6 protein-coding genes are annotated in these 12,374 nt (G+C 57.6%); 1 reads left to right on the top strand and 5 read right to left on the bottom strand.

Features of this window, described 5'->3' with window-relative positions; all coding sequences use genetic code 11:
• Window positions 1–566: 566 nt before the first annotated feature.
• The 3 genes from EDC30_RS00420 to EDC30_RS00410 are packed head-to-tail and all read right to left on the bottom strand — an operon-like array spanning window position 567 to window position 5,299.
• Window positions 567–2,834 (bottom strand): CHASE2 domain-containing protein, encoded by a 2,268-nt coding sequence (locus tag EDC30_RS00420; RefSeq protein ID WP_132256271.1) that lies wholly within the window; start codon window positions 2,832–2,834, stop codon window positions 567–569.
• Window positions 2,835–2,873: 39 nt separating this feature from the next.
• Window positions 2,874–4,508 (bottom strand): GAF and HD-GYP domain-containing protein, encoded by a 1,635-nt coding sequence (locus EDC30_RS00415; protein WP_132256269.1) that lies wholly within the window; start codon window positions 4,506–4,508, stop codon window positions 2,874–2,876.
• 26 nt (window positions 4,509–4,534) lie between these two features.
• Window positions 4,535–5,299 (bottom strand): 3',5'-cyclic-nucleotide phosphodiesterase, encoded by a 765-nt coding sequence (locus EDC30_RS00410; RefSeq protein WP_165973675.1) that lies wholly within the window; start codon window positions 5,297–5,299, stop codon window positions 4,535–4,537.
• A gap of 304 nt (window positions 5,300–5,603) precedes the next feature.
• Between EDC30_RS00410 and EDC30_RS00405 the strand changes: the two genes are divergently transcribed.
• Complete coding sequence (locus tag EDC30_RS00405; protein WP_132256266.1) at window positions 5,604–7,973, top strand: GspE/PulE family protein; 2,370 nt, start codon at window positions 5,604–5,606, stop codon at window positions 7,971–7,973.
• A gap of 48 nt (window positions 7,974–8,021) precedes the next feature.
• Here EDC30_RS00405 and EDC30_RS00400 read toward each other — a convergent pair whose 3' ends face one another.
• A complete protein-coding gene (locus EDC30_RS00400) occupies window positions 8,022–8,909 on the bottom strand; it encodes a FecR family protein (RefSeq protein ID WP_243656591.1) in 888 nt (295 codons plus the stop codon).
• 7 nt (window positions 8,910–8,916) lie between these two features.
• Window positions 8,917–12,348, bottom strand: coding sequence for a two-partner secretion domain-containing protein (locus EDC30_RS00395; protein WP_243656590.1), 3,432 nt, complete (start codon window positions 12,346–12,348; stop codon window positions 8,917–8,919).
• Between the last annotated feature and the right edge of the window lie 26 nt (window positions 12,349–12,374).

Here is a 12,374-nt window from a genome sequence, read left to right as displayed (position 1 = left end):
TTTTTTTATACGGAGACGAAGACATGCCACCTGTAAGCGTTTGTCTTACAAACGCCAGGTGGCACGGGGCGCGCGCAAACACACATTGCGCGGAAAGCGGCTTCTGGCTTGGGTTTCAGAGCTTTCGAGGGGGAATCGAGTTGCTCTTATTACCGCCCCGCTGATCCGGGATAAAGCAGAAAAAGCACCGCTTTTTTCTTGTTTAAATTTTCAAAAATCTGTCCAAAAAGGGCTGACTGAGCTTCCTACTACACGCCTTCTGTCTCATTTACGACATACTTTTCGGAAACTTTAGGGTTATGAAAAGATTTTTTTGAAAAAGTTCCAAAAAATATTTCCATTTCGCCTTGTCTATTTTCCTTAACGGCAGCGTTTTAGGAAACTTTAGGGTTCTGAACAAAAATTTTTTAAATTTTTTTGCCCATTGCCCGTCTTCTGATTTCATTTACGGCAGGGTTTTGCAGAACTTTAGGGTTGGAAGCAAAAATTTTTTAAATTTTTTAAAAAAATATGGCCCGCGGATGCGAGCCATTATCAATGAAGCAATAAATTTAACTCATTCATTGTCATTTTGTATCGAATACGGTCACCGCATTCCAGTCTTCACCCGGTGGATGCTCCCGGTAATAGGCAATCCGTTCCAGATAAAGCGGATACAAGCCATCCAGCGGCGCGGCTAATGCCAGTTTTTCAATTGCATTCTGGGCGGCATCCCATTGCTGGCTCCGCATCATCCGCAAGGCATCGTGCCAGCGCTCCAAGTCGGCTCTTGCCGCCGGATCGATGGCCTCGGCCAATCCCAACGGCTCGAAAATCGGCACAGGCTCGTTCTTGCCCTTGACGCGGACCAGGTCCAGTTCTCGGTACAGGAATTCCGGGGCCGCGTCCCGCGTGGCCTGCCCGACCACGATTCCTGCCCCATATGTCTTGGTAATGCCTTCCAGGCGCGAAGCCAGGTTGACGGGGTCACCCATGACCGTATAGGCCCGCCGCACCGCCGAACCCATGTCGCCCACGCGCACTTCGCCGGTATTCAAGCCGATGCCGATCTTCAGCGGCGGCCAGCCGCGCGCGACAAAGTCTTCGTTCAGCCGCCTCGCCGTATCCTGCATCTGCAGCGCCGTCTTCACCGCCAGCGACGCATGGTTGGGCAGCGATATCGGCGCTCCCCAGAATGCCATGACGGCGTCGCCGATATATTTGTCCAGGGTCCCGCGATTGCCGCGTATGTCTTCCGACATCGCCGTCAGGTAAAGATTGACGTATTCACGCAGGGCATTCGGCTCCAGTCCTTCGGAAATGGTGGTGAAGCCGCGTACGTCGGAGAAAAGAATCGTTAGCTCACGCAATTCGCCTTCCATGCTGTAGCTCTGCGGGTCCTTGGCCATTTCCGCCACCAGCTCCGGCGCCACGTACTCGCCGAACAGGTTCACGATGGCGCGGCCCTTGCGGTATTCGAACAGGTATCCCCATGCCACGTTGAAGATGAACAGCCCGAGGATCAGCAGCAAGGTGGTCGCCACCGGCAAGACGTAGTTATTGGCCTGGTACATCCAGGAATTGAAGCCAATCGCCGCCAGCGCCGTCATCGCCGACACGAGAATCGACCACAGCGGCGACAACGCCGACAGTGCCAGCGTCAGCAACAGGCCGATTAGCAAGACCTGGATAAAGTTGAAGCCGATGACGAAATCAGGCCGCTGCTTGAAGTTGTTGTCCAGGATCGAGGAAATCAGGTTGGCATGGACTTCCACGCCGGGATAATCGGCCTTCACCGGCGTAGCGCGCATGTCGTTCAACCCGGGCGCGGTGGTCCCGACCAGGACGATCCTTCCTTCCAGTTCCTCGGGCTTGACTTTGCCCTTGAGAATGTCGGCGGCGGAAAAATAACGGTAGGCGCCGCCCTGCGCCCCGCCCGGGCTGCGGTACTGAATGCGGGCCTTGAGGAATTGCTCCACCGGGATCAGGGTGCCATGCGGCTCGGTATTGAGCTTGACTGCCTCCAGCATGCCGTATCCGCGCACGAATTCTTCGGAATTGATGCTGGTCGCCTGGAACATGACCGGCTCCACGCGCGTCGCGCCCAGCGCTACCCTGGCGGTCGCCAGCGCCAGCGACTCGTAATAACCATCGCCGACGCGCATGATCAGCGGCGTGGAGCGCAGCAAGCCATCGGCATCGAAATCGGCATTGAAGTAACCGCCGCTGATGGCGGCCTTCTGCAGTTCCGGCAGGTTTCCTTCGTAGCCGGCAGCCAGCAAGGCATCCACTTCATAATCGTTCAGGTCCGCCTTCGTGAACACCGGCGGGGGCAGCATGCCCTTCTTCAGGTTCGGCGACAAATAATAGCCAAGAACGACAGGCCGACCGCGCAAGGCCCGGGCCAGCCGGGCGTCGTAATCCAGCGCCGACTTGAGCGAGCGCAGCCGCTCATCCAGTTGCGGCACGTCGCGCAATTCATTTTGCGCCAGCGACGTCAGGGTCGCATAGCCGGAGGTGTTGTCCGGCTCGGAAAACGTCACGTCGAAGCCCAGCGCCTTGATCTTGTATTTGTCGAACAGCCGGTCCACCATCCTGGCAACCACTTCACGGCTCCAGGGCCAGCGCCCCACTTCCGCCAGGCTGCGCTCATCGATGCTGACGATGGCGATGCGCGAATCGAATTCAGGCGGCCCGAGGCGCATGCGCGTGTCGTAGATCGTCTGATCGGCTTGGTCAATCAGGTCAGTTGCCGTCTCCGGCAAATATCCCAATACCTGTAACGAGGCGACGATGGTCAGCGACAGGCCGATCAGCCAGCGCCAGCCAAACCGGGAAAGAAACTGCTTCACGATGCGTCCTTTGATTGTCAGTGGATGCGGCGGCGCTGTCCGTCAGGGGACATAGCCCGGGATGGTGTGGACATCGACTTCATCGATCTGCGCCGGATCCATGAACTTGCGGGCGTACTGCAGGTACACCTGCTTGCGCACGAATACATCGAACAGGTCGGGATCGATATGGTTGCGCTGGACGAAGCCGCCGAGGATCTGCAGCGATTCCGACAGCGTCTTGCCTTTCTTGTAGGGCCGGTCCTTGGCGGTCAGTGCTTCGAAGATATCGGCAATCGCCATCATGCGCGCCTGCAGCGACATCTGCTCGCGCGTCAGGCCTTTCGGGTAGCCCTTGCCATCCATGCGCTCGTGGTGGCCGCCGGCGTATTCCGGCACGTTTTCCAGGTGGCGCGGCCAGGGCAATGACTCCAGCATGCGGATCGTCACCACGATGTGGTTGTTGATGATCTCGCGCTCTTCCTCGTTGAGGGTGCCGGCGCGGATTTTCAGGTTGTTCTCTTCCTCGGCATCGAGCAATGGCTGCATGCTACCGTCCGGGCCGTTCCACTGATAAGCGGCGATCCGCGACACGCGCTCCTGGTCATCCGGCCGCATGAATTCGCCGCCGATATTGGCGCGGCGCAGGAATTCACGGTCGTCATCCAGGCCGGCAATTTCTTCGGCCAGCTGCGCTTCGATGGCTGCAGCGTCCGTCTGCCTGCCCCCTTCCAGCATTGCGCATTTTTTCTCCAGCGCGCGGATGCGGGCATCGCGCTTCAGGACTTCGAACCGCGTGTCGACGGTCTGGATGCGGTCATACAGGGTTTGCAGCTTGGTGGCTTTTTCCACTACGTGGACCGGCGTGGTGATCTTGCCGCAATCATGCAGCAGGCCCGCCAGCCACAGCTCGCGCCGGTCTCGCTCGCTCATGGAAAATTCAGCCAGCGGCCCGGCATCGGTTTCATGGACCGCCTCGGCCAGCATCATCGTCAATTCCGGCACATGCTCGCAATGCCGGCCGGTGTGCGGCGATTTTTCATCGATGCCGATGTTGATCAGCTTGACGAACGATTCAAATAGGGTCTCCAGCCGCTCGATCAGCTGGCGATTGGTGATGGCGATCGCCGCCTGCGAGGCCAAGGCCTCGATGAAACGCTGATCGGTGTCGCTGAAAGGCCGGGTGGCGCCGCTTTTCGGCTCCCGGGCATTAATCAGCTGCAGCACCCCGACCAGTTCACCTTCATGGTCCTTCATCGGCACGGTCAACAGCGACTGCGAACGGTAGCCGTAGTTCTCGTCGAACTGTCGCATGCCCGAGAAATTGAACAGCTCCGTCTCGTACACGTTCCGGATATTCACCGACTTGCCGGTATGGGCGGCATACGCCGCCACCGCGTGCATATTCGGTTCGCCATCGGCATCGAGCAGCGGAATATCCGGGATATTGATCGGCATCCCGCTGGTACCGCCCAGATTCATCTTCAGCGTATCGTTCATGGTGATGCTGAAACACAGGCCGGCGCGGTCGCTGCTCGTGCGGTAAAGCGTGCCGCCATCGGCATGCGTCATGCCTTTGGCGGCACGAAGAATCCGTTCCAGGAGATGCGTGATATCGCGATCGCTGCTGAGCGCAACGCTAAGCTCGGTCAATTGCTCCAGGCGCTGCGAAACTTCCATAGGTTGCAGGACATTCATGCTCAGAAAACCTATTTACGGGAACATTAGTATTCGAAAACGTCGCCGCAGCGGATCGCCCGGAATGCGCGGCTGCCCTCTGTATCAAGCTCGCGCATGATCAGTTCTTCCTGCCCGGGCTTGAGGTGGTAGATCAGGAATTCGATATCGTCCGGAAGCGCGCGGATTTCCTGGCACAGCATGTCCGGGCAAAAATGCAGCGATGTTTCCGCAAGGGCGTAATCCGCGTTGCTGAAGGAGCAGTCGACAATCACCTGCTTCAGCAGTTTTTCCCGTGCCACGTTTTCCCATAATTCCGGCGTCGAGCCCATGTCTCCGGTAAACAGGAAACCGGCGCGGACATTGCGAACCCAGTAAGCGGCGGAACCCACGGTATGCTTGACTGCCCACGGCGTGATCAGGCGGCCGTCGAGTTCGATGGTGTCCCCGTAGTCGATGGCTTGCCAGCGCATGGCAGGCGACTGCGCATTGGGAATGGTCGTGAAGTCGGGCCACAACACCCAGTTGAACAAGTGCTTTTTCAGCGCATCGATGACTTTTTGCGTGGCGTAGACGGTGACCGTGCCCGTCCTGTTGATTTGCACCGCATCGATCAGCAGCGCCAGACCGGCTACATGATCGAGATGGCTATGCGTGATAAAGATATGCCGGATCTGTGACATCGCCTCCATGTCGAGGCTGGTAACACCGGTTCCCGCATCGAGCAGGATATCCTGGTCTACCATCAGGCAGGTTGTCAGCTTTTCACGCCCGCCGATCCCGCCGGCACAGCCGAGTACACGCATTTTCATTGAAGCGTCCAGTCCATTTTTATTGTGAATTCCCCTGGCGCGGCTATCCGGTAAGGCCGGCTCCACTGGCCGGAAAGATAGCATATTGTAATTAGGAAATGTTATAGAACTGGCGCGCTCCTGGCGATTTCGCCCGGCTTCGTAACAATTACCACGCAAATAGCTAAATATTCACCTTTATCCGCTCATTTTGCGGCGTGGAGGCATTACTATTTACCATCAGAATTGATCCATGGCATGATACATTTCCGCGGCTCGGCATCACCTCCCGGCCCTTCTGTCGGTATACAAACAAAATAACGAAATGAGTACAGTCCTGAGTTCCCAAGCTTCTCATGCCGCAGCGAGCGATGACAGCCGACTGCAATTTCTGCAGAAGCTGCAAGCGGTCACCAACAAGATTCACGCAACCGGCAATCTGGACCAGATCATGCTCGATCTGCCCAAGGAAATTTGCGATCTATTCGACTGCGACCGCATCACAATCTATGCGGTCAGCAATGACAAGTCCTTCATCGTATCGAAGGTCAAGACGGGATTGAATTCCTTTTCCGACCTGGAGTTGCCGATCTCGCCGCAGAGCATTGCCGGCTATGCCGCCTATTTCAAGAAGATCGTGCGCGTCAACGACGTATATGACGACGCCGAGCTGAAATCGCATAATCCGCCGCTGAACTTCCTGCGCGAAGTCGATCGCCGTACCGGCTACCGTACCAGGCAGATGCTGATCGCGCCGCTGCTGGACGCGCAGAGCAGCGAACTGCTCGGCGTGATCCAGCTGATCAATAGCCGCTCCGGCGATCCATTTACCGCCTTCGAAGAGGAAGGCGTCAAGGAATTGTGCGCGACGCTTGCCATCGCGTTTACCCTGCGCCTCAAGCCATCGCCTCTGGTGCGCTCCAAGTACGATTCGCTGGTGGCGGATGCGGTGCTTTCCGCTCCCGAATTCGAACTGGCAACACGCTCGGCCCGCCGCAAGAATGTCGATATCGAGGAAGTGCTGACCAGCGAATTCCAGGTCAAGCCGGCCACGGTTGGCCAGGCCCTCGCCAAGTTCTACGGCGTGCCTTATGAGCCTCACAAGCCGGAGCGCGTCAAGCCGCTCGACCTGCTGAAGAATCTCAAGCGCGATTTCGTCGAGCAGAACCAATGGCTGCCGCTGGAGGAATCGCCGGAAGGCATCTTGATCGTTTCGACGGATCCGGAACACGTCAGGAATAACCGCCTGCTCGCCAATATCTTCCCGAAATCACGCTTCGTTTTCCGCGTCACCACCAAGCACGAATTCCGCCAGACGCTCGACCTGTTCTACGGCGCTATCGAAGATACCACCTCGGTCGGCGACCTGTTGTCCGGTATGGAAAGTGCCGACGAGGAAGATGGCGAGGTCGCAGAATCGGAATTGTCTGCCGCTGCGGACAATGAACTGGTCAAGCTGGTCAACAAGATCATCGTCGACGCTTACCGCCAAGGCGCATCCGATATCCATATCGAGCCACGCCCCGGCAAGGAAAAGACGCAGATCCGCTTCCGCAAGGATGGCTCGCTGGAACCGTACATCGAAATTCCCGCCAGCTATCGCAGCGCCATTGCCGCGCGCCTGAAGATCATGTGCGACCTCGACATTTCCGAGCGCCGCAAGCCGCAGGATGGCAAGATCAAGTTCAAGAAATTCGGCCCGCTCGATATTGAGCTGCGCGTTGCCACGATTCCCTCGGCGGGCGGCGTCGAAGATATCGTCATGCGTATCCTCGCAGCCGGCGAACCGATCCCGCTCGACAAGCTCGGCGTCTTGCCGCATAACCTGGAACGCCTGAAAGATGCCGTCAGCAAGCCGTATGGCCTCTTCTTCGTGTGCGGCCCGACCGGTTCCGGCAAGACCACCACGCTACACTCGGTGCTCAACTTCCTCAATACGCCCGACACCAAGATCTGGACTGCGGAAGACCCGGTCGAAATTACCCAGAAAGGCTTGCGGCAAGTGCAGGTCAACCGCAAGTCGGGCCTGGATTTCGCTACTGCCATGCGTGCCTTTTTGCGTGCCGACCCCGACATCATCATGGTCGGCGAAATGCGCGACAAGGAAACCGTGGCCATGGGCATCGAAGCGTCGCTGACCGGCCACCTGGTGTTCTCGACCTTGCATACCAATAGCGCGCCGGAATCGATCGTGCGCTTGCTGGACATGGGCATGGACCCGTTCAACTTTGCTGATGCCCTGCTCGGCATCCTGGCGCAGCGCCTCGCCAAGCGCCTGTGCAGCAGGTGCAAGATCGCCTATACGCCATCGCCGGAAGAATTGCAGCAGCTGCTCAATGAATACTGCGAAGAGTTACTGAATACGGAAGCGTTCAAGAAGGATGCCAACGCCGGCCGCGCCGCCGTGCTGGCGAACTGGAAAAAGCATTACGCCAATCCGCAGGGGCAATTCACCTTATACAAGGCAGTCGGCTGCGACCATTGCAGCGGCGGCTACAAGGGCCGCGTCGGTTTGCATGAACTGATGATCGGCACCGATAAGGTCAAGAAACTGTTGCAGGAACATGCCCGCGTGGCGCAACTGCTGGCAGCCGCGCTCGAAGACGGCATGCTGACCCTGAAGATGGATGGCATCGAAAAAATCCTGTCGGGGATCACCGATATCAAACAGGTACGGATGGTCTGTATCAAGTAATACTCTGGCCCTGGCGGTCCCGGCGCATACGGGACCGCTCGACATTTCCTAGCGCACTTCGCAATTTACCGCAGTTGGGTCGCTTCCGCTCGTGGCGTTGCCGGCACCGGCCGTTGAGGAAAATGACGGAGGCGGCGAGAACTGCATGCCCGGATTCGAAGGAACAATTACGGGCGGTTGTTGCATGTTAGGCGTATAGCCGAACTGGCCTGCCGCGAAATTCTGCGACCCGCCAGTATTGGTCAAGTTAATCATTCCATCGAGAACTTGCACGTATAGTCCTGGCGGCCTGGTTTCGATTGGCGTCCTGGCCTCGACTGCAGGCCTGGCTGCGGCCTGCGCCAACACGATATTTTGTTGCTCTCCTCTTGCCGGCAGAATTTCCGGCACCGGCATTCCGCTGGCGCTATCGTTCATGCGCGGCACGCCACCGCCAAGGTAGCTGGAGGATGAATATTCGCCCGCCGAAGCGATCAGTGATCGTCCCCATGCAGCGACGTCAGCCGATTCGGGCGCGATATATTCAGCGATATAGATCGTGCCGCGAATGCCGATGGTTGCAGCCGGCGTGTTAAGCGAAGTCCGTTCGCGACTACGCTTGCCGACTGCTCCCGATACCGCGCGCAAGCCGCCTTTGAGGAGGCTGAACAAGGCATTGTCGTTCTGCGGTTTGCCTTCCTCGTATGAGAACTTGTCGATCCTGAACTGGGTACCCGGTCGCAGAGTCACTTCGCTATTGTCGACAAACTTGATGCGCGCGTAGGTATCCTTTTCGGTTACCAGCAGGTCGCCCTGCTCGACCAAGGACTTTTGCGACAGGATCTTGACGGTGCCGTCTGCTTTTTTTGCGAGCAAGGGGCCATTGAGGTCAGTGACAGTGCCGGCCACTTGCGCCGCATAGGCTTGCATGCCGAGCAGCAGCAATATCAGCGGCAAGAACGCTTTAATTGCAATAGAGTTTGGGCGCAACGTCATTTTTACTTTCTCCACTCTTCACTTGGTCCGCACTCTGCTCTGCTGCATTGTCGACGGCTCGGCGTTTTTCCTGCTGATTCGACTGCATGTTCATGGCCGAATAGATCGGACTACTGTCATCCACGAACTGCATGATCGAGGATGAAGCATTCACGATGACATTGGTCGAGGTATTGTTGACGACCTGGTTCCAAATCGGATTTTGGCTGGGTATGGAAACGGCACCACCGAAAGTGATTGCGCCGCCTTCGTTACGTATGATTGTCGCTGTGCCGGCGTTAATCGGCGAGAGAACGGTAATGGCAAAACCACTCGGCACATAAAGATTGACATCCTGATTGTTCGTCGTGATGCCTGACAAGCCGAAGATCGGTCCTCCCACCTGCAGGCTACCGCTATTCATCATCGAGAATCCGCCGACGCCTATGCCGCCAAGAGAGGTATCGGCAGCCACCATGCCGACGGCATTGCCGGCGTCGTTCAGCGTCACTGCGCCAGGCGTTTGCAATGCCAGTTGCACCGCACTGATTGAGCTACCGGAATTCTGGCTAATGCTTGCATTGGAATCGGATACCAGGCGTACCGCATTCTTCGCATGGATACCCGCGACGTCTTGCACGGTCGACACGGCAAGGTGGTTGATGGTGTGGTATTGGAAATCGCCGGTGGTCGCTTTTCCGGACACAACGCCAGTGTGATTGGCTTCCATCAAATTGACTGAACTGCCGACCGCTTCCAATGCGGAGGTGCCGATCAAAGCGCCAGCTTGCTGGGTAATGCTTCCTGCCGATTTAAGCACCAGCCCCGAAGTGATTCCTTCGAGTGTTCCACCCTCGCTGCTCAAGAGCGAGGACATAATCGTGATGTCGCCGCTTGTGCCGCTGCCGACTATCAGTCGGGATGCATTGATCTGGCTGAGTTCATCGGCAGACAATTCCAGCGCGCCGACGGCATAGTCAAGTTCCGATGACGTGCCGAGGTGGATCGCCGTGCCGGCGGTCGAAGCCAGCGTCACTTTTCCGTTGCCGGCGTTGATTGGTCGCGCGACTTCCATGCCGGAATCATGGTCAACCGGGCGACGCAGCATCATCTTGCTCGCAGTCAGGCTAATCGAGCCGCCAACTGTGCTCGGCACAGATGGCGGCATGTCGATACCTTCTGAACCTCCGCTGGATAAGCCGGTCGTCGTGATCATCGCTTCGTTCGTCAGCAAGCCCCCAGATCTCAGATCGATATTGCCGCCTGATGTATAGACGTTGCGTGAGATCGTGAGATCGCCGGCAGTTTCGAGAGAGATATTGCCACCCGGCGCATACTGCGCCAGCCCCGAACTCTCAGGGTCGACAACCAAGGTGGAAGTATTCCCATTGCGGATGCGGATGTCGCCGCTAGACCAATTGGTAGCGTTTAAGATGGAAATATCGACGTTCATCGCTCCGCCGGCACCGTCGTGAATGCCATTTTCCGCATTTAACTCCAACTTCAAGGAACGGATTTTATTTCCATTCAGTAGCTTGATATCGCCATACGAATACAATGTGACGTTACCACGACCTTCACCGCCGTATGCATCGATATTGCCAATGGAACCGAGCGCCATTCCGCCGCCAGAGTTCAGGTCGATGGCACCGCCATAGTTAGTGGCACTGGAAGTGTTGATTGCCCCGACAGCCATATTGCCAGTGGAATTGAAATTTACCGAGCCGCCATTGCCGATATTGCTGGAGGTATCGATAACACCGGTAGTAAGGTCGCCTCCATTAGCGAACAAGGAAACATCACCTCCTTTGGTCGTGATGCCGCCGATGTTGATGCCTCCGGCTCCGGCCCACATGGTGACATGGCCACCGTTGGTGACAATGCGATCGTTTGAATCCATGAAAACGATATTGCCGTTGCGGGAGTCAAACGCTACGGTGTAACCCGCCACCTGAGCGAAGGACAGTTCGTTATCCGCCAGATTCTGCAAGCGGATATCGCCATTGGCCTGCAGCGTGACGTGAGAAGTCGCGCTCATTGATTCCAGGGCGGCTTCGCTGACTGTATAGTCGGCACCCGGCGGCACGTCCCAGACAATAGAACCGTTCGCTGAACTGTAAGCAGTGTCATCCGCGCCGCCATTACCATTAACAATGGTTAGGGTATCCGGATCCAGCAATGTCATGCCTGCGCTGCCCTTCGGAGCGCGCGTATCCACCCTTGCATCGAAAGCCAGGTTCTGCTTGCCGGATACTTCCACAAAACCGCCGTTGCCGCCCTGCTCCCCGCCGCGCGCCGAGATATTCCCGTAAGCGCGGGTCGTCTCGTCGGCCCACAGGATCACCTTGCCGCCATTGCCTTGTGCCGTCGCATCGGCGCGGATTTCGGCATCGCGGCCGAAATAGGTTTGCCTGGCGTTGGTCACTTCGGCATTCTGGCCCTGGTAATCGCCGCCTACCAGCGCCGTGCCGCCGCCCGTCTGGCCGCTGACGTCGATCTTTGCGTCACCGCTCAGGCCAACCCGTTCGCCCAGCACATGCACCGTGCCGCCAGTACCCGCACCGGTCGCGCTCGTGCGGCTTCCCGCTTCCAGCAATGCATCCTTGCTGGCCTTGAAGACGATCTTGCCGTTTTCCCCAACCACCGCGCTGTCGGCGCTGACGAGGCCGCGCTGCTTGATCAAGGCGCCGTACACACCGATCTTGCCGCTTTCGGCAACGACCTGTCCCAGGTTGAGGGCCTGGTTTTCCGGCGCGCTCACGACCACGTGCAAGTCGGGATTGGCGCTATCCACCAGATGCACGCTTTGCCCCGCCGCGAGCACGACCTCTCCCTTGGGAGAAGTCAGGATGCCGCTGTTTTCCACATTCGGCGCGACCAGATAAATCTGCCCGCCGTTAGGCGTCGTGATGCTGCCCTGGTTCTGCAGATTGCCAGCCTTGTCGCCGGCCTGGAATTTCATGCGGCCGGCGAGGAAATCTTCATTACTGATGTTCAGCGTGGAAGCCACGAGGCCGGCGACATTGACTTGCGCCCCCTGACCGAACAGGATGCCGTTTGGATTGATCAGAAATACGCGGCCATTGGACTGCAATGCCCCAAGGATCTGACTGGGGTCCTGCCCCACAATGCGGTTCAGTACCGTGCTGGAAGCGCCCTGCTGCACGAACCGGGTCAGCTCTCCCTGGCCGATGGAAAAGCTCTGCCAGTTGATGATCGCACCCGGCGAATTGGTAACTGTCAGGACATTGCCCTGGCTCGCAATGCTGACCTGGCCATTCACGACTTGCGCGCCCGTGGGGTTCGCCCATACATGGCCGGCGCCAAAACATCCGGCAATCAGGACCGGCAACAATTTGCGGCGCAGGCCAGCCGGCATCAGCGATTTTCCACACCCGTGCTTGATCACATTCTTTTTCATTTCCTGCTCTCTTGTGACAGCCTTCA

The organism is Paucimonas lemoignei, from assembly GCF_004342585.1.
GTDB classification, from domain to species: Bacteria; Pseudomonadota; Gammaproteobacteria; order Burkholderiales; family Burkholderiaceae_D; genus Paucimonas; species Paucimonas lemoignei.
This window is presented reverse-complemented; position numbering and strand designations above follow the sequence as displayed.

Excerpts from the sequence above, each read along its gene's own strand:
- EDC30_RS00410 (WP_165973675.1), bottom strand. The coding sequence starts at position 5,299 with ATGAAAATGCGTGTACTCGGCTGTGCCGGCGGGATCGGCGGGCGTGAA.
- EDC30_RS00395 (WP_243656590.1), bottom strand. The coding sequence starts at position 12,348 with ATGAAAAAGAATGTGATCAAGCACGGGTGTGGAAAATCGCTGATGCCG.
- EDC30_RS00405 (WP_132256266.1), top strand. The coding sequence starts at position 5,604 with ATGAGTACAGTCCTGAGTTCCCAAGCTTCTCATGCCGCAGCGAGCGAT.
- EDC30_RS00415 (WP_132256269.1), bottom strand. The coding sequence starts at position 4,508 with ATGAATGTCCTGCAACCTATGGAAGTTTCGCAGCGCCTGGAGCAATTG.